The sequence below is a fragment of the Clostridium sp. ATCC 25772 genome (genome assembly GCF_001573875.1).
Taxonomy (GTDB): Bacteria; Bacillota; Clostridia; order Clostridiales; family Clostridiaceae; genus Clostridium_J; species Clostridium_J senegalense.
In genome coordinates this window covers 26,356-46,277 of the sequence record NZ_LFRG01000032.1, presented here as the reverse complement: position 1 = coordinate 46,277, position 19,922 = coordinate 26,356, and the positions used below count along the sequence as shown (strand labels likewise).

General features: G+C 28.3%; 12 protein-coding genes. 10 read left to right on the top strand and 2 right to left on the bottom strand.

Annotated features, from left to right (window positions below; all coding sequences use genetic code 11):
• Positions 1-1,066: 1,066 nt before the first annotated feature.
• A complete protein-coding gene (locus tag AZI32_RS11945) occupies positions 1,067-2,473 on the top strand; it encodes a cell wall-binding repeat-containing protein (RefSeq protein ID WP_061996059.1) in 1,407 nt (468 codons plus the stop codon).
• 142 nt (positions 2,474-2,615) lie between these two features.
• Complete coding sequence (locus AZI32_RS11940) at positions 2,616-4,016, top strand: cell wall-binding repeat-containing protein (RefSeq protein WP_061996058.1); 1,401 nt, start codon at positions 2,616-2,618, stop codon at positions 4,014-4,016.
• Positions 4,017-4,049: 33 nt separating this feature from the next.
• Here AZI32_RS11940 and AZI32_RS18450 read toward each other — a convergent pair whose 3' ends face one another.
• Positions 4,050-4,202, bottom strand: coding sequence for a hypothetical protein (locus AZI32_RS18450; protein ID WP_010293700.1), 153 nt, complete (start codon positions 4,200-4,202; stop codon positions 4,050-4,052).
• 447 nt (positions 4,203-4,649) lie between these two features.
• Here AZI32_RS18450 and AZI32_RS18445 point away from each other — a divergent pair, with 447 nt between their 5' ends.
• The 6 genes from AZI32_RS18445 (at position 4,650) to AZI32_RS18440 (ending at position 14,529) form a co-directional block, all read left to right on the top strand.
• Positions 4,650-4,805: a hypothetical protein gene (locus AZI32_RS18445; protein ID WP_157450902.1), complete on the top strand. Its 156-nt coding sequence runs from the start codon at positions 4,650-4,652 to the stop codon at positions 4,803-4,805.
• Between the two features lie 365 nt (positions 4,806-5,170).
• Positions 5,171-6,124, top strand: a complete 954-nt coding sequence (locus AZI32_RS11935; protein WP_010293699.1) for an aromatic acid exporter family protein — start codon at positions 5,171-5,173, stop codon at positions 6,122-6,124.
• Between the two features lie 1,232 nt (positions 6,125-7,356).
• Positions 7,357-9,360 (top strand): aminopeptidase, encoded by a 2,004-nt coding sequence (locus tag AZI32_RS11930; protein WP_061996057.1) that lies wholly within the window; start codon positions 7,357-7,359, stop codon positions 9,358-9,360.
• Between the two features lie 153 nt (positions 9,361-9,513).
• Positions 9,514-10,920, top strand: a complete 1,407-nt coding sequence (locus AZI32_RS11925; protein WP_061996056.1) for a cell wall-binding repeat-containing protein — start codon at positions 9,514-9,516, stop codon at positions 10,918-10,920.
• Positions 10,921-11,516: 596 nt separating this feature from the next.
• Positions 11,517-13,544: a urocanate hydratase gene (locus AZI32_RS11920; protein WP_010293691.1), complete on the top strand. Its 2,028-nt coding sequence runs from the start codon at positions 11,517-11,519 to the stop codon at positions 13,542-13,544.
• Positions 13,545-14,385: 841 nt separating this feature from the next.
• Entirely contained in the window at positions 14,386-14,529 is a 144-nt protein-coding gene (locus AZI32_RS18440) for a hypothetical protein (RefSeq protein ID WP_157450901.1), read from the top strand.
• Between the two features lie 1,508 nt (positions 14,530-16,037).
• Here the strand turns inward: AZI32_RS18440 and AZI32_RS11915 are convergent.
• On the bottom strand, positions 16,038-16,706 hold the full coding sequence (locus AZI32_RS11915) for a sigma-70 family RNA polymerase sigma factor (protein ID WP_061996055.1): 669 nt from the start codon (positions 16,704-16,706) through the stop codon (positions 16,038-16,040).
• Positions 16,707-17,292: 586 nt separating this feature from the next.
• Here AZI32_RS11915 and AZI32_RS11910 point away from each other — a divergent pair.
• Both AZI32_RS11910 and AZI32_RS11905 read left to right on the top strand, forming a co-directional pair.
• Positions 17,293-18,150 carry a formate/nitrite transporter family protein gene (locus AZI32_RS11910; protein WP_061996054.1) on the top strand — a complete coding sequence of 286 codons (858 nt, stop codon included), beginning with the start codon at positions 17,293-17,295 and terminating at the stop codon, positions 18,148-18,150.
• Positions 18,151-18,526: 376 nt separating this feature from the next.
• Entirely contained in the window at positions 18,527-19,561 is a 1,035-nt protein-coding gene (locus AZI32_RS11905; RefSeq protein ID WP_061996053.1) for a hypothetical protein, read from the top strand.
• Positions 19,562-19,922 lie beyond the last annotated feature (361 nt).

The window sequence follows — 19,922 nt, the reverse complement described above, 5'->3', positions numbered from 1 at the left end:
CCTATTATGTTTGATTAACAACTTCATAATACAAGGAGGTGCATTTTTTTGCAAACTCCGTTTTAAATAATAAACAGAAATGTTCTTAACTCTTAACTCTTAACTAGAAAAGTCCCTCTTGTGATGGAGGCAGAACTTTGAGTGATTGCTTGCTTAGTTGAGGTAGAGAGTTTGGAAAAATTGACAATGGACAAAGGACAATTGACAATGTTGGTTGAAACTGGACTACCAGTTTCTTTGAATTAGAGGGAGTAAATTTTGAGTTTGAGGGATAAAATTAGCCAAAGCTAAATTCAAGGTATACAGCCGTAACAAGAAGGACAGGCGTATCAAAGTATATTTTCCATAAGTGATTGTCACAGTGAAATCGAAAGGTTATCAATAAAATCTAAAGAAATCAAAGCCGGTCCTTAAGATAGTTAATAGTTAAGAATTAATAGTTAAGAGTTCAGGATGAAACTGGATCACCAGTTTCTTTGAAATAAAGTAGCTTTGCTACGTAGAGGTTAGGGACTGGCTTTGATTTATTAGTGGAAAAATAAAAAAAATAGGAGAGCATCAAGTGTTAGCGAAGAAAATAAATTTATCGTGCCTGTCCCATTTGTTATGGAGCTAAGATTATAATTTATTGCTTACTTAGATTTTGTTAGTAAAACTAGATTCAAAAATACGTTGAGAATTACTAGGAACGAAGTGAGTAGTAATAACCACAACTGTTAACTATTCACTCTTAACTCTTAACTGAAAAAGTCCCTCTTGTGATGGAGCCAACACTAGGGGTAATTGCTTGTTTGAAAATTTTACTAAAACCAAAATAGGGGTACTGGTTCTTTGATTATTTTGTTATGGGAATAAAATAAAAAAATTAAGGATTAAGAATTATGAATTAAGAATTCAGGATGAAAGTGGTAACCACTTTCTGAAAATGATTTAAAAAAGAATGTAATTTGTTTTATAATTTATACAAAAAGTTCTTTATTAAAGCTATCAATTTCATTTACATAAGTTGTAAATTTTGTTAACATATATTTATGATCATATAAGGTATAAAAGGGGTGGTTGAGTCATGAAGAAAAAGATAACTTGTTTATTGATAAGTGCTATGGTTGCAGGAGTTTGCTCTACACCTATCAATGCATATGCTGCTAATAATAGAGTTACTAGAATAAATGGTAGTGATAGATATGGAACATCTATTGAAATCGGAAAAAAATTTGTAGGAGATGAAAGTGTAGATGCCGTAATACTTGCAAGTGGAAAAGATTATCCAGATGCATTAACAGGTTCTATACTTTCTAAAAAATATAATGCTCCTATAATTTTAGTTGATTATGATCCTAAAACTAGTATGGAGCAAATAGCATTTATTCAATCAAGATTGAGCCCTAATGGAAAAGTATATCTATTAGGTGGAGAAAAAAATATAAACAATAATTATATTAACTATTTAAAACAAATAGGATATAAAAACATAGAAAGAATTGGTGGAGTAGATAGATATGAAACCAATACAAAAATAGTAGAAAAGGCTGAAGTAAAGGAAGGAACACCAGTTATAATAGCTAGTTCTAAAAGCTTTGCAGATGCATTAAGTATGTCACCAATATCAGGGGCTAAGCAATATCCAATATTGTTAACAGAAAAAGATACTTTGACAAGTAGTGCAATTAAACAAATAGAAGAAATAAAACCTAAAGAAGTATTCATAGCTGGTGGAGTAGGCGCTATAAGTGATGAAGTACAAAATGAAATTAAAGATATAATAGCCAATACAAAAGGAAATGAAGTTATACGTTTATCTGGAAAAGATAGATATGAAACATCTATGGAAATATTAAATCACTTTAGTAAAGAATTGAAAGATGACAGTATTTTTATAGCTAGTGGAAAAACTTTCCCAGATGCATTATCAGGAAGTGCATTAGCATCAAAAACAGAATCACCAATACTTCTATCTAATTCACAAACTATTGTTGATTCAAAACCAGAACTAGATAATTATAAATCAGTTAATATACTAGGTGGTAAATTTTCAGTAGAAAAATTTACAGAACAAAGATTAAATAATGAAGAAAGCTTCTTATTTTATATAAATTCCGCATCTAAAGAAGATGAAAAGAATTATATTGTTGGAAATTTTGAAAAGTTTAGCACAGATATAAAAGAAGTAGACGAGTATTGTAAGTATTATAAAATACCTACAGCTATAGTTAATGAAAAGGGTGGAAAAACCTATATACTTGATGGTGGACAAGATATACCAATTAGTACTTCAGCAAAAATAGAAGTTAGTGATGATGTAGATATAAATGTTATAGATTGGAATAAAATGGGTGATGGAAATGTAATGGCTACTAAAAAGATAACATTTGACAACCTAAAAAATAATCAAGGATTTAGAGGAAGTAGTATTTTCAATATAGAATTTAAAGATAATAAAATAGTAAAAATAACACAAGAATATAGACCTTAAATAAAAAAGAAAAGAACTAAAATGATTAGTTCTTTTCTTTTTTGCTTAAATTGCAAAATTATTACAAGATAGAAACATTTGTTACATAATTTTCTATATATGATAACATATAGATGAAACATAAATTAAAGGAGGTTTAGTCATGAAAAATAAAATAAATTATTTATTAATAGGTGCTGCAATCTTAGGAATATGTTTTACACCTATTGATGCTATGGCTGAAAACAATAGGGTTAATAGAATAGGGGGAACTGATAGGTATAAAACATCTATTGAAGTTGCTAAAAAATTTATATCTGATAAAAAAATGGATGCTGTAATACTTGTAAGTGGAGAAGATTATCCAGATGCTTTAAGTGGTGCAATACTTTCTAAAAAATATAATGCACCAATAATTTCACTTGATTTTAATCCTAAAGATAGTATGAAACAAATAGAATTTATCAAAGAGAATTTAAATACTAGTGGGAAAATATATTTATTAGGTGGAGATAGAATAATAAGTTATAGTTACGTTGAGGAATTTAAAAAACTTGGGTATGAAAATATAGAGAGAATTGGTGGAGGAGATAGATATGAAACTAACACAAAAATAGTAAGAAAAGCTGAAGTGAAAGAGGGAACACCAGTTATAATAGCAAGTTCTGAAAGTTTTGCAGATGCATTAAGTATGTCACCAATATCAGGGGCTAAGCAGTATCCTATATTGTTAACAGAAAAAGATACTTTAGAAATTAGTGCAATTAAGCAAATAGAGGAAATAAAGCCTAAAGAAGTATTTATAGCTGGAGGAGCAGAAGCTATAAGTGATAAGGTTGAAAATGAAATTAAAGATATTATAGCTAATACAAAAGGAAGTGAAGTTATACGCTTAGCTGGTAACAATAGATATGAAACATCTATGAAAGTGTTAAATCACTTTAAAGAAGATTTAAATGGTGAAAATATATTTGTTGTTGGTGGGAAAACTTTTCCTGATGTATTATCAGGAGCGGCTTTATCAGCAAAAACAGAATCGCCGATACTTTTATCAGAATCACAAGGTATAGTTGATTTAAAACCACAATTAGATGATTATAAATCAGTTAATATAATAGGTGGAAAGTTTTCAGTAGAAGTTTTTACAGAACAAAGATTAAACAATGAAAAGGAATTTTCATTTAATGTAATGACGTTTTATGAGAATGATGGTAAAAAAGGTATGTTTGGAAATTTCAATAAATTTAGTAATGACATCAAAGAAGTAGAAGAATATGCTAGATTTTATAAATTTGATTCAAACATAGTATATGAAGAAGGTAGAAAACCATGGATGCCAAATCTTGGTCAGGATATACCAATGAGTGAATTAGTAGATGTAGAAATTAGCGATGATGTGGAAATAAAAGTAATAGGGAATGAAAATTTAGATTCGAATGGCTTTCTTGGAACTAAACCAATAACTTTTGATGAATTAAGAACTAATTGGTCAGGAATACCAATATTTAGAGTTGAATTTGAAAACAATAAAATAGTAAAAATAACACAAGAATATAGACCTTAAAAAAATAGAGAAGATGGGGAAAACCCGTCTTCTCTATTTTTCAGTATAGCCTTTACCGCCACATTCAGGGCAAGCATGTTGACCAGAACCTCCGCAGCAAGTACAATGATTTTTAACACAATCAGTTGTGCAATCACATTTAACTAATTTTTTTCCAGCGCATAAAGAACAAACTTGTTTACTCATAAAAATACCTCCTTAAAATCAAAATAAAAGTACAGGTATATACTACTGTACTCTCTAATTAATATCCAAAAATAAAAATAATAAACATAAAATGAAAGAATACAAAGAAATTATTTAAAAAAATTAAAAATAAATAAAAAACAAAAGAAATAATAAATGATATAATACATAATATATAAATTGCATTAATTATTTAGGAATTGACAATGCACAAAGGATAAAGGACAATTAAAAAAATTAAGGATTAAGGATTATGAATTAAGAATTCAGGATGAAAGTGGTAACCACTTTCTGAAAATGATTTAAAAAAGTACGTTTAGCATTACTAGGAACGAAGTGATTAGTAATAACCATGACTGTTCACTTTTAACTTGAAATATGTAATATTTTCAAAATGTGCAGCCATAACAAATTATGTAATTGACAATGCACAAAGGACAATTGACAATGTCGGTTGAAACTGGACTGCCAGTTTCTTTAAAATTGTTCGGGACTGGCTTTGATTTATTAGTTAAAAAATATAAAACTAGGAGAGTATCAAGTGTTAGCGAAGAAAATAAACATACCGTGCCTGTCCCATTTGTAATGGAGTCAATACTGTAAGGAATTGATTGCTCAGGTGTGTTACTAAAACTGAATAATGGGGACCGACTTTGAGCATTATTGAAGAAAAGCTAAAATCAACAAAAGCATTTATACCAAAGTATAGAAAAGTAGCCAATTACGCGTCTGTCCCTCTTGTGATGGAGGTAGAACTTTAAGAGATTGCTTACTTAGAAGTTTTACTTTTGTAGATTCAAAATACGTTGAACATTACGATGAACGAAGCGAATAGTAATGTTCAACATATTTTTAACTAGCAAAGCGTTGCAACTATTCACTTTTAACTAAAGAATCCCATAACTATAAAAATATTTTTATTATGAAAATGAAATTATAATACATATGACTTAAAAGGTGGTGTTAATTTGAAAATAGGAAATAGAACATTAAAAACAGCTATAGGCACAGGAATTTCTATGTTAATTGCTCAATTCCTGGGGTTGAAATTTTATGCATCAGCAGGCATTATTACAATACTTAGTATACAAAATACAAAACGTAAATCTTTTAAAGTTGCTTTGCAAAGGATAGGGGCCTGTATTATAGGATTATTAATATCAGGAATATTAATGGAACTTCTAGGGTTTAATCCAGTAGTATTTGCTCTTTTTATGCTTATATTTATACCTGTTGCAGTAAAATTAAACATTTCAGAAGGTATTGTAATGAGTTCAGTTTTAGCTACACACTTTTTAGGTGAAGGAGCAATAACTAAAGAACTAATTATAAATGAATTAGGATTAATAGCTATAGGTGTTGGTGTAGCTTTATTATTGAATTTATATATGAAAAATATGGAAGAATACATAATAAGAGATAAAAAATACATAGAAGATGCATTAAAAGATATATTTATAGATATGTCTAGAGCATTAAGAGAGCTTTCAGTTTCGCTGCAAGAAGACAAAAAATTTAATGATTTAGAAAAAAAGTTATATGCAGCTAAAAAGAAAGCGTACATAAACTTAAACAACTATTTTATGTCTGATGAAAGTTATTATCTTGAGTATATGGAAATGCGAATAAAACAGTTTAAATGTGTAAAAAGAATGCGTTCACATTTTGAAAAATTCTTTATGACCTATGAACAGACTGAGATGATAGCAGATTTCACTAAAAAAGTAGGAGAAAATTTAGCAGAACAAAACTCCTGTGAAATGTTATTAAAAGACTTAAAAGAACTAAGAGAAAAATTTAAAGAAAGCGAATTACCAACAACAAGAGAAGAATTCGAAAATAGAGCTATGCTATATCAATTTTTAAATGACTTAGAACAATTTTTAGAAATAAAAAATGAATTTTACTATGAACAACCATAAATATATAGTTGTTTCATTGGAAGAACCAGTACTTGAGCAAATTTGTCAGGTACTGGTTCTTTGCTTATTTTGTTATGGGAATAAAATAAGAAAAAATTAAGGATTAAGAATTATGAATTAAGAATTTAGGAGGAAAGTGGCAACCACTTTCTTTGAAATTGTTGGGGACTGGCTTTGAGTTATTGTGTTAGTAATATAAAGTTAGGAGAGCATCAAGTGTTAGCGAAGAAAATAAACTTACCGTGCCTGTCCCATTTGTGATGGAGGTAGAACTTGGTATAATCGCTTACTTAGTTGAGGTAGTTCTTTGGAAATTGACAATGGACAATTGACATTTGACAATGTTGGTTGAAACTGGACTACCAGTTTCTTTGAATTAGAGGGAGTAAAATCTGAGTTTAGGATATAAAACAAACTAAAACTATATTCAAAATTCACAGCCGCAACAAATGGGACAGGCACGACTAATGTAGTTCCATAAAATAGATAGTAGCTCTTATAATTTAGTTATATAAATAAAAAAGTTAGCCAGTCCCCAGGTAGCTACTATGTAGCGTAGTTGTTCGGGACTGGCTTTGAACTTTTAGATATAAGTATAAAGTTAGAAGAGCATCAAGTGTTAGCGAAGAAAATAAACTTATCGTGCCTGTCCCATTTGTGATAGAGGTAGAACTTGGTATAATCGCTTACTTAGTTGAGGTAGTTCTTTGGAAATTGACAATGGACAATTGACATTTGACAATGTTGGTTGAAACTGGACTACCAGTTTCCTTTGAATTTAAAGGAGTAAAATTTGAGTTTAGGATATAAAACAAACTAAGGCTAAATTTAAGGTGTAGCGCCATAACAAGAAGGACAGGCGTACCTAAGTATATTTTCCATAAGTTATTTTCAAAGTGAAATCGAAAGGTTATCAATAAAACCTAAATTAATCAAAGCCGGTCCTTAAGATAGTTAATAGTTAAAAAGTACGTTTAGCATTACTAGGAACGAAGAGAGTAGTAATAACCATAACTATTAATTATTAACTCTTAACTCTTAACTGAAAATATATAATATTTTTAAAGTGTACAGCCGTAACAAATGGGACAAACTAATTTAGAATATGCAACTTTTTATAAAAAAATAGTTAATATTTTATAAAATTTTCTCTAAATATTGAAAGTGTTTTTTCACAGTGATACGATATATTTATAATTGTAAGATTATGCCTAATAAAAGGGGGAAGTTTTATGGAGTTCAAATTTGACAAAGAAAATTATAATTTTACGGTAAAAGAAGTATCTGAAATTGCTAATAAAAAGTATAAAGAAGAGCCAAAAAAATTTAAAAAGTTCTTACAGAGCCAAGCAAGGTTTGCAAGTAAAATGTGTAATTTAGAAAAACAACTAGATAACAAATATTTTAATAAACCATTTGAAGAGCTTTTAAAAGATAATCACAAGCTTTATGAAGATATAATAGGAGAAAAGTATAACACTAGTTTTTGTAACCCAGCTTATGCAGTAAAAGTTTTCGGTGAAGAATTAGGGAAAATAGCCACTTTTTTATACAATATATCTAAAAAATATATAACATATGCATTTTCTCACAACTTAAAAATGATGCATTTTTATAACGAACATTTTTTAAGTATTTATAATTTTGTTGAATATAACAATAATGAAAACCCAGAAGATATAAGAGAACTATTAAAAGAATTAAACTTAAATAATCAAGAGTTTTTATGTAAACACAACTTAAAAGACAGACTAATAAATAAAGAAAGTCATGTTAAAAATATAATAGAAACGTCTAACTTAGATGATTTAAGATATCTTTTTAAATATGGTTACTATATAAGTGATAACGAAATAAAAACAGCAGAGTTTTTAAATAAATATGAAAATATAGATTTAATTGCAGATACTGTATGTAATGGTTATATAGAAGGATTTAAAAGAGATAATAAAGATTATAACAACAAGTCTACCTCAAGAATTGTTGCTAACGTAGGACAAGAAAGAATTATAAAACTTCTTATAGAAAGACTAAGAAGATACTCATTAGAACCTATAATAGACCAACTTGTATATACATCACCAAATAAACAATTTGATTACGATCATAGATTCGATATAGGATTATTTTACGATGAAGAAATAGGACAATCTAAACTAAAAGCTAATGAAAAGCTATTTCAAAAATATAAAAAGGAGTTAAAAGATTATAGCGGAATACTTTATTTTGAAAAATTCGGAGAAACTCCTTTTGCACCAGAAAGCAAAAAAGAAGCACTAAAGTTAAATGAAGAACAAGGTAAAATATATCAAAAATATCAATCAGCAATGGCTATAAAACAAGATAAATATATTCCAATGTCAGAAGTTAGCTTTACAATCATAGCTTTCCCAACTCCAGAAATAGGAGATAATTTTGAGGAAATATTTGAAGATACATTAAAAATTAATTTGTTAGACAGCAAACAATATGAAAAAATACAAAAATGTATAATAGATGTCCTAGATAAAGGTGAATATATCCATGTAAAAGGCTTTGGAAATAACAAGACTGATATAAAAGTAAAAATGCATGAAATCAAAAATCCAGAAAAAGAAACTAATTTTGAAAACTGTGTAGCAGATGTAAATATACCAGTAGGTGAAGTATTTACATCACCAGTATTAAAAGGAACAAATGGATTACTTCATGTAGAAGAAGTATACTTAGATGATTTAAAGTATAAAAATTTAAGCTTGACATTTAAAGACGGATATGTAGAAAAATATAGTTGTACAAACTTTATAGATGAAGAAGAAAATAAAAAGTATATCGAAGAGAATCTACTTTTCCCACACAAAACATTACCATTAGGAGAATTTGCTATAGGAACAAACACTTTAGCGTATGTAATATCTAAAAAACATGAAATAGTTAATATATTACCCATTCTAATAGTAGAAAAAATGGGACCACACTTTGCAATAGGTGATACTTGCTTTAGCCAATGTGAAGATGTAAAAGTATATAACTCAGATAAAAAAGAAATAATAGCAAGAGATAATGAAAAGTCTATGTTAAGAAAAACTGATATAGAAAATGCCTATACTAGTTGTCACACGGACATAACACTTCCATATGATGACATTGAGTTAATATCTGTAATAACTAAAGAAGGAAAAACTATAGATATAATAAAAGATGGAAGATTTGTAGTAGAAGGAACAGAAGAATTAAATAGACCATTAGAAAACTAAATATAAATAAAAAAACTGGTTATTCCAGTTTTTTTATTTATTGTACTATAAAGATCACAATTAGAACCTAAAAATTTTTAAATTTATTGGAATAATTTATGAATTAAATTAATATATTTAAAATGATGAATAATAATTTAAGGATGGTTGATTGTGAATAAAAAAATAACATGTTTATTGATAGGTGCTATGGTTACAGGAATGTGCTTTGCACCTATAAATGCGTATGCTGCTAATGATAGAGTCACTAGGATAAGTGGTAGTAATAGATATGAAACATCTATTGAAATTGCTAAAAAATTTATATCTGATAAAAAAATGGATGCTGTAATACTTGTAAGTGGAGAAGATTATCCAGATGCACTAGCTGGTTCTATACTTTCTAAAAAATATAATGCTCCAATAATTTCACTTGATTTTAATCCTAAAGATAGTATAAAACAAATAGAATTTATCAAAGAGAATTTAAATACTAGTGGAAAAATATATTTATTAGGTGGAGATAGAATAATAAGTAATAGTTATGTTGATAAATTTAAAGAACTTGGATATGAAAATGTAGAGAGGATTAGTGGAGGAGATAGATATGAAACTAACACAAAAATAGTAAGAAAAGCTGAAGTGAAAGAGGGAACACCAGTTATAATAGCAAGTTCTGAAAGTTTTGCAGATGCATTAAGTATGTCACCTATATCAGGAGCTAAGCAATATCCTATATTATTAACAGAAAAAGATACTTTAGAAATTAGTGCAATTAAACAAATAGAGGAAATAAAGCCTAAAGAAGTATTTATAGCTGGAGGAGTAGAAGCTATAAGTGATAAAGTTCAAAATGAAATTAAAGATATGATAGCCAATACAAAAGGAAGTGAAGTTATACGTTTAGCTGGCAAAGATAGGTATGAAACATCTATGAAAGTGTTAAATCACTTTAAAGAAGAATTAAATGATGAAAATATCTTTGTTACTGGTGGAAAAACATTTCCAGATGTACTGTCAGGAGCAGCTTTATCAGCAAAAACAGAATCACCAATACTTTTATCAGAATCACAAAGTATAGTTGATTCAAAACCAGAATTAGATAATTATAAATCAGTTAATATATTAGGTGGAAAGTTTTCAGTAGAGGTTTTTACAGAGCAAAGGCTAAATAATGAAAAGAAATTCTCATTTGATGTAATGTCATTTTATAAGAGTAATGGAAAAAAATATATGATTGGAACTTTTAATAAGTTAAGCAGAGATATTCAAGAAGTAGAGGAATATTGTAACTTCTATAAATTAGAATCTAAGGTAATAAATAAAGGTGGTAAAAAACCATGGATGCCAGATGGATACCAAGATATACCGATGAGTACATTAATAACAGTAGAAATTAGTGATGATGTAGAAATAAAAGTAATAGAGGATGAAAAAATAAGTCCTGATAATTTACTTGGAACTAATCCAATAACTTTTGATGAATTGATGAATGGAATTAATTGGACAGGACGCCCGGTATTCCAAGTTGAATTTGAAAATAATAAAATATCAAAAATAACACAAGACTATAGACCTTAAAATAAATTATTAAGTAGAACCAGTACCTGAGATGCAAAGAAGCATATCAAGTACTGGTTCTTTCGTTATCTTAAGTTATAAGTTAAAACAATATCTTTAACTAAATTAAAATTTTTATTAAATATAAAAACCTAAATACATTTAAAATTAAAGTATTTAATTACAGAAAAATATTAACAAAACAGTTAATATTTTTTATAAAATTTAATTGTATATCCTATGATTTTTTAGATTCTGGCTTTATCGTGCTAATTTATTAACAAAAATAAATTGTTAACAAAATTTGAACTGAAAAGGAATTTTGAAAATTATAAAGAATATTTTTATATAGGGATATTAGTCATAAAATATAACATTTTTATTCAAAATGTGTGTTAAGTGTATTTTATAAAATAATATTTGCGTATTCTTGTCAAATTTTGCATAATACATAATTTTGAAAAAGACACTAAATATTATTCTTTATACAAAATATACTGAATCTTTTTAATATTAATTCGAATATGTCTTATAGTGGGGAAAGATTTTTACTTAAGGATATAATATTTAAATTTATTTATCATATACAGACTAAATTTTAAGGGGGTTATTTTATTATGATGGAAAATTTTAAAATAGAAGATGCAATGGTAATCAAATTAGATGACAAACTACCAGAAATGCCTAAATTTGTAGAAGGAATAAGAAGAGCTCCAGACAGAGGATTCGATTTAAACGAAGCAGATGCAAAACTTGCTGTTAAAAATGCTTTGAGATATATACCGGAGAAATACCATGAACAAATGGCTAAAGAATTCATGGAAGAGCTTGTTACAAGAGGAAGAATTTATGGATATAGATTCAGACCAGAAGGAAAACTTAGTGGTAAGCCTATAGATAACTATAAGGGTAAATGCTTACAAGGTAAGGCTTTCCAAGTAATGATAGATAATAACTTAGATTTTGATGTTGCATTATATCCATATGAACTTGTTACTTATGGAGAAACAGGACAAGTATGTCAAAACTGGATGCAATATAGATTAATAATGAAATACTTAGAAAATATTACAGAAGAGCAAACATTAGTAGTAGAAAGTGGACATCCATTAGGACTATTTAGAAGTTCAAAAAAAGCACCAAGAGTTATAACAACTAATGGACTTATGATAGGTATGTTTGATAACGCTGATGATTTCCACAGAGCAACTCAATTAGGAGTAGCAAACTATGGACAAATGACAGCTGGTGGTTGGATGTATATAGGACCACAAGGAATAGTTCATGGAACATTTAACACATTACTAAATGCAGGAAGACTAAAATTAGGTGTTGCTGATGATGGAGATTTAAGAGGAAAAATATTCGTAACATCAGGACTTGGTGGAATGAGTGGAGCTCAGCCAAAAGCTATAGAAATAGCTAATGGTGTAGGAATAGTTGCAGAAGTAGACTATTCAAGAATACAAACAAGATTAGATCAAGGTTGGGTTGCAATGGCATCAGATAACCTTGAAGAAGTAATAAAAGTAGCTCAAGAAAAAGCTGCAAAAGAAGAAACTATATCAATTGCATATCATGGTAACATAGTTGACTTACTACAATACATGGTAGATAACAATGTAAAAATAGATTTATTATCAGACCAAACATCTTGTCATGCCCCATATGATGGAGGGTATGCTCCAGTAGGAATAAGCTTTGAAGAAAGAACTAGACTATTAAAAGAGGATAGAGAAAAATTCAAAGAATTAGTAGATGAAACTTTATTAAAACACTACGAATTAATAAAAATATTAGTAGATAGAGGAGTTTACTTCTTTGACTATGGTAACTCATTTATGAAAGCTGTATATGATGCAGGTGGAAAAGACATAGCTAAAAATGGAGTAAATGAAAAAGACGGATTCATATATCCATCATATGTTGAAGATATAATGGGACCAATGTTATTTGATTATGGATATGGACCATTTAGATGGGTATGCTTAAGTGGTAAAGAAGAAGACTTAATAAAAACAGACCATAAAGCAATGGAATGTATAGATCCAAATAGAAGAGGACAAGACAGAGATAACTACATCTGGATAAGAGATGCAGAAAAGAATAAATTAGTAGTTGGAACTCAAGCAAGAATACTATACCAAGATGCTGGTGGAAGAATGAAAATTGCACTAGAATTCAACAAAATGGTAAGAGAAGGACTAGTAGGTCCAATAATGCTTGGACGTGATCACCATGACGTAAGTGGAACTGATTCTCCATTTAGAGAAACATCAAATATAAAAGATGGAAGTAATATAATGGCAGATATGGCAGTCCAATGTTTTGCAGGAAATGCAGCAAGAGGAATGAGCTTAATAGCACTTCACAACGGTGGTGGTGTAGGAATTGGTAAATCTATAAACGGTGGATTTGGACTTGTTCTTGACGGAAGTGAAGAAGTAGATGTAATAATAAAATCAGCTATGGCATGGGATGTAATGGGTGGCGTAGCAAGAAGAGCATGGGCAAGAAATGAACACTCAATAGAAACATCAATGGAATACAACCAAGACAACAAAGAAACTGACCATATAACAATACCATATATAGCAGATGAAGACTTAGTAACAAAAGTAGTAAAAGAAGCTTTAAACAAATAAACAAAGCTTTAAAATAAATTCTCACTATAAAAAAACTGGCTATTAGCCAGTTTTTTATTTAAATTATTAATGTTTATCTAAAATAGAGGTACTGGTTCTTTACTAATATTTTTGTGGAAATACTACTTTAAGTAGTTAAAAGTTAAGAGTTAATAGTTAAAAGTTCAGGAGGAAAGTGGCAAACACTTTCTTTTTTAATCTATAAATATAATTTGCCTTGCAAATTTATATAAAAATACGTTTAGCATTACTAGGAGCAAAGCGAGTAGTAATAACCACAACTCTTAACTCTTCACTGTTCACTTTTAACTTGAAATATGTAATATTTTTAAAATGTGCAGCCGTAACAAATTATGTAATTGACAATGGACATTTGACAATGATGGAGGAAACTGGGCTGCCAGTTTCTTTTAAATTTAAGGGAGTAAAATCTGAGTTTAGGATATAAAACCAAATAAAATCTATATTCAAAGTTTACAACCGTAACAAATGGGACAGGCACGGATAGTGTATTTCCATAAAATAAAAAGCAGCTCTTACAATTTAATTACCATAAATAAAAAAAGTTAGCCAGTCCCTTAAATAGTTAAAAGTTAAGAATTAATAGTTAAGAGTTCAGGATGAAACTGGAATACCAGTTTCTTTTGAATTTAAAGGAGCAAATTCTAATTTTGTGATATTAAATTAAACAAAGTTATATTCAAAGTGCACAACCATAACAAGAAGGACAGGCGTACCTAAGTATATTTTCCATAAGTTATTTTCACAGTGAAATCGAAAAGGTATTAACAAAACCTAAAGTAATTAAAGCCGGTCCTAAAATAGCAGCTTTGCTGCGTAGATGTTCGGGACTGGCTTTGATTTATTAGTTGAAAAATATAAAATTAAGAGAGCATCAAGTATTAGCGAAGAAAATAAACTTACCGTGCCTGTCCCATTTGTGATGGAGCCAACACTAGGGGTAATTGCTTGTTTGAAAATTTAACTAAAACCCAAATAGGGGTACTGGTTCTTTGCTTAACTTGTTATGGGAATACAGCAATTGTGGAATCTACAGTTTAAACTAAGAAAGTAGCCACAAATGAACCTGTCCCACTTGTTATGGAGCTAATACTGTAAGGATTTGATTGCTTAGGTGTGTTGCTAAAACTGAATAATGGGGACCGACTTCGAGCAGTATTGGAGAAAAGCTAAAATCAACAAAAGCATTTATACCAAAGTATATCAAAGTAGCCAATTACGCGTCTGTCCCTCTTGTGATGGCGTGAAAATTTTGGATAATTGCTTATTTAGATTTTTAGATAACTTTTTAAAAGATTGACAATGGACAATTAATTAGGAATTGACAATGGACAATTGACATTTGACAATGGTGGAGGAAACTGGATTCCAGTTTCTTTGAATTAGAGGGAGTAAAATTTGAGTTTGGGAGAGAAATCTAACTAAAGAGATATTCAAAGTTTACAACCGTAACAAATGGGACAGGCACGAATGGCTTATCTATATAAAATAAAAAGTAGCTATTACAATTTAGTTATATAAATAAAAGAAGTTAGCCAGTCCCTTAAATAGTTAAAAGTTAAGAATTAATAGTTAAGAGTTCAGGATGAAACTGGATTACCAGTTTCTTTTGAATTTAAAGGAGCAAATTCTAATTTTGTGATATTAAATTAAACAAAGTTATATTCAAAGTGCACAACCGTAACAAGAAGGACAGGCGTACCTAAGTATATTTTCCATAAGTTATTTTCACAGTGAAATCGAAAAGGTATTAACAAAACCTAAAGTAATTAAAGCCGGTCCTAAAATAGCAGCTTTGCTGCGTAGATGTTCGGGACTGGCTTTGATTTATTAGTTGAAAAATATAAAATTAAGAGAGCATCAAGTATTAGCGAAGAAAATAAACTTACCGTGCCTGTCCCATTTGTGATGGAGGTAGAATTTTGAGTGATTGCATACTTAGGAGTTTTACTTTTGTAGATTCAAAAATACTTATATAAATAGGTTTCAAAATTAAAGATACACAACAAAATAAAGTTAGATTTATGGTTCACATCCGTAACAAGAAGGACAGGCGTACCAAAGTATATTTTCCATAAGTTATTTTTACGGTGAAATCATAAGATTATCAATAAAACTTAAAGCAATCAAAGCCGGTCCTAAAAAAATACGTTGAGAATTACTAGGAGCGAAGTGAGTAGTAATAACCACAACTATTAATTATTAACTTTTAACTCTTAACTGACAAAGTCCCACTTGTTATGGAATAAAAACTTAGAGATATTTTTTACTTAAATTTTGTTAGCAAAATTAGATTCAAAAATACGTTCAGTATTACTATGAATGAAGTGATTAGTAATAACAATAACTATTAACTATTCACTTTTAACTCTTAATTGACAAAGTCCCACAACTATTCACTCTTAACTAAAGAGTCCCACAACTTTCAACTAATTTCTTATAAAAGCCAGTATTATCAACGTTAATAAACTTTTACATCAATAAATGTGACAATCTTCTAAAAATCCTATCTTTCCTTCTAAGCAAGGTTCTATAATTAACTCCTTTAATTTTAGCAAGGTCTTTTATTGTTGCTTGCTCTGTTACATAACAATAGTATATTAAATCTCTATCATCTTTAGGTAAATCATTTATCAAATCGACAAGCTGTTTACCTCTACATTTATTTAAAAAATTCTCTTCTAAATCAAAAGAATCAATAACAGTATCAACTAAAGTTACACCTTCACCAATTGGAGAAGATAAACTGCTTACAGAATTATTCTCAGCTTCCTTTTTTATTAGGGCATTAAAATTTAGTTTAATAGCTCTCATAGTATAGTTTAGGAAAGCCCCTTGGCATGGAGTGAAAAATTCAATACATTTAAGCACACTTTCATACCCAACCATGATTAAATCTTCAATTTCATAACCTCTTATAAAAACACCTTTAGCTAAAGTTATAATATAAGGTTTAAATCCTAATATTAGTGTTTCTTTTGCTTTTTCATCACCTTGTTGAGCAGATTCTAATAGCTTGTCCAATAATTCCTTGTTTTTTAACATATCTATACTTTTGTGATAGTTTGAAGAACCATTGTTTTCATTAGCTGCTTCCCTAAACACCTCCTTAGTTAGTAAATCTTTATCATTTTTAGTCATAACGAAATACCTCCAAGAATTATTTTAGTTAACTAACTAATAAATTAGAAACATTATAAAAGTTATTGTCAAATAAACCTTTATTGTGTTTCTTTATGTACACCTTATCACAACATAATCTAATACTTAATAAATAATTAATTAAAAAAGTGTAAATGAAAATTATTACACAATTATAAAGAACAATTAAAGAAAAATAAAAAGTTCAATGTGAAAATATATTTATTTTAAAAATACTACATAAAAATAAATCAAACTTAAAATAAATTGTAATTCTATAAAATATTAATTATAAAAATAAAAACCACATCAATAAATAGATTAAAATTGAATAAATGGAATAATAATGTAAACTTATAGCATTTATACAGTTGACTTTTATATAGCTGCTAAAATATAATGTTTTTTGTCGTGAAAACATTGAATATGACTAAATAATAAGATTAAGAAAATAATGTAAAACAATACTTATGAATGAATAATAAATAAAATTTGAACAATATAAATAAAGTGTTAAAAAAGTTGCAAAACTTAAAATAAAATACAAACAAATGGATAAAAATGTATTTAAAAAGGGGGCAAAGAAATGAGTAAAAATATGTTATCACCATTGGAAGTAACAGAATATGTTGAAGAAGTAGGGGTGAAAAAAGCTAAGAATAAATCAATACAAACTTTATTCTTAGGAATTTTAGCAGGTGCTTATATAGCACTAGGTGCTTTTGGTTCAGCAGTAGCTTCACATAGCGTTACTAATTTTGGGTTACAAAAGACTGTAGCAGGATTAGTTTTCCCAGTTGGATTATTACTAGTTTTAATTTGTGGTGCGGAATTATTTACAGGAAATTGTTTATTATCAGTTGCAGTGGCTCAGAAAAGAATATCAATAAAAGACATGGCTAAAAATCTACTTATAGTTTTTATAGGTAACTTTATAGGTACAGTATTAATAGCATTTCTTGTTTATGGAGCAGGACTATTAGATTTTAATTCAGGGGCAGTTGGAGGATATGCAATAAAGGTTGCAACAGGTAAAGTTAATCTTACAGTGAGCCAAGCTTTATTTAGTGGAATACTTTGTAACATAATAGTTTGCTTAGCAGTTTGGGGCTCTTATACAGCAAAAGATATTTCAGGAAAAGTGTTAATGGGGTTCATTCCTATATTTGTATTTATAATATCAGGGTTTGAACACTGTGTTGCTAATATGTACTACTTAACAATAGGTTTACTAGCAAAGGGAAACCCAGTATATGTAGAAGCATCACATCAAACAGCTGAAAAGTTAGCAAACTTAAATGTAATGGGAATAATTCATAACTTAATACCAGTAACAATAGGAAACATAATTGGTGGATCTGTTTTGATAGGATTAACATATTGGTTTATATATAAGAAATCTGAAAAAAATAAAGAAATAATAAAAGAAAATAAAGTAGCATAAAAAACTGGCATTAGCCAGTTTTTTCTTTAAATTTTTTTAGTTCTGTATCTATTTTGTAACAATACTGATATGTATATGAATTATAATTAATATAATGGGAATATAGATATAAAAATGTAAAAAAATTCAAAGATAAATATATGTAAAAAAGTTCAAAAAATACTAACATAAATTTCCTTAAAAAAATTGTAAAAAATGTTTTTTTCTTTATTGAATGTACAATACTAAAGGAGTATAATTATCTAGGTTATTCTCGTAATTTGGTAATTTATATATAGTATGAATAAGTTTTCATATGCCTAACATAATTACATATAAAGATATTAATCTTTAATTAAATAGGGTATTTTTAAAATCGTTTGTTCGGGGGTTGGAAGTGAGAATGAATATTGGAAAAGGACTTAGAAAAAGAATATTTTCAAAAGTTACATTGCTATTAATAGTGATGATAACATTGCTTTTAGTTGGGTGTAATAGTGCAAATGTAAGCCTTTCCGATAAAAAGCACTTAAAAGCAGTATTTGAAAGGCAAAATAAGATTTACTATTATGATGAAAAGAAACAAGAGATAAAAGAATTAGGTGAAAGTGGTACGCTTAAAGAATTATTATCAGTAAGCCCCAATAATGAAAAAATTGTTTATCAAATTAAAACAGACGATACTTCCAATAAACAGCCAGAAATTGTTGTAGAGAACTTAAAAAATGGAAAAATAGAAAAAATGCCAATAAACAATGAAGAATTTAAAATCATAACTGACATAAAGTGGATAAATGATGAAAGAATATTGATAAAATCACATATAAATCCGTCAGTACTTGCTTATGGCGTTTATGATATAAATACGAAAAAAGAAGTGAATTTTGTAAAAGGAAACTCGCTAAACACATATAATGATGGAGATAAACTGTTATATACTAAAGAAGTTAAAGATACAGAAGGTACTAAATCATATATATACATAAATGATAAACTTGTTTATGAATTAGAGAATGCAGATGAGCAAATACAAGAAACAGTTCTTTCAGAAGATTTTTCTAAACTTGCATTTAAAACATTTAAATTTGATATAACAACAGGGGAAGTAACAGATACTATTTACTTAGCTGATTTTGATAAAGAATATAAATTATCTAACATAAAATCAACTACAGTACCACAAATTATAGTAGGTTCATTAATGTTAGATAACAATCAGTTATATTTATCAAACCATGATGTGACTTATAAAGTAGAAAATGACCTGTTCACTGAAACAGATCTAAAAAAACCAGAACTAAATACAGAAAAACCAAAAGAAGAACGACTAGCAAAATTTAAAGAAATTTTAGCCAAACAATTTCCAAAGGAATTTGTGGCTGATTACTTAGAGTTAGAAGAATTACAAATATATAATATAAAATTTTTCTAAAATAAAATAAAAGAAGATAAAAGATAATTTAAAAATTACCTTTATAAAAACTGGCGTTAGCCAGTTTTTTTATTTGAAACAAAAACTGTTAACTGTTAACTGTTAACTAGAAAAGTCCCATTTGTGATGGAGGTAACATTAGGGGTAATTGCTTGTTTAAGTTTTTAGATAAAACTATTTACATTAAACATAAATTTTATGTTTTCAAAATAATCCACAAAAATAAAACAATTCTCCGAATTATCAACAAAAGACACATAAAACAAAAGCAAATTGGGGATAAAATTTCAAAAAATACAAATTGAGTGAAAAGTTATTAAATAACATGTGGATAGTTTTAAGTGGATTTTTAGAAATCCAC

What these genes read in the sequence shown, in the direction of transcription:
- AZI32_RS11945 (WP_061996059.1), top strand. Translation starts at nt 1,067, where the DNA reads ATGAAGAAAAAGATAACTTGTTTATTGATAAGTGCTATGGTTGCAGGA.
- AZI32_RS11940 (WP_061996058.1), top strand. Translation starts at nt 2,616, where the DNA reads ATGAAAAATAAAATAAATTATTTATTAATAGGTGCTGCAATCTTAGGA.
- AZI32_RS18450 (WP_010293700.1), bottom strand. Translation starts at nt 4,202, where the DNA reads ATGAGTAAACAAGTTTGTTCTTTATGCGCTGGAAAAAAATTAGTTAAA.
- AZI32_RS18445 (WP_157450902.1), top strand. Translation starts at nt 4,650, where the DNA reads ATGTCGGTTGAAACTGGACTGCCAGTTTCTTTAAAATTGTTCGGGACT.
- AZI32_RS11930 (WP_061996057.1), top strand. Translation starts at nt 7,357, where the DNA reads ATGGAGTTCAAATTTGACAAAGAAAATTATAATTTTACGGTAAAAGAA.
- AZI32_RS11920 (WP_010293691.1), top strand. Translation starts at nt 11,517, where the DNA reads ATGATGGAAAATTTTAAAATAGAAGATGCAATGGTAATCAAATTAGAT.
- AZI32_RS18440 (WP_157450901.1), top strand. Translation starts at nt 14,386, where the DNA reads ATGTTCGGGACTGGCTTTGATTTATTAGTTGAAAAATATAAAATTAAG.
- AZI32_RS11915 (WP_061996055.1), bottom strand. Translation starts at nt 16,706, where the DNA reads ATGACTAAAAATGATAAAGATTTACTAACTAAGGAGGTGTTTAGGGAA.
- AZI32_RS11910 (WP_061996054.1), top strand. Translation starts at nt 17,293, where the DNA reads ATGAGTAAAAATATGTTATCACCATTGGAAGTAACAGAATATGTTGAA.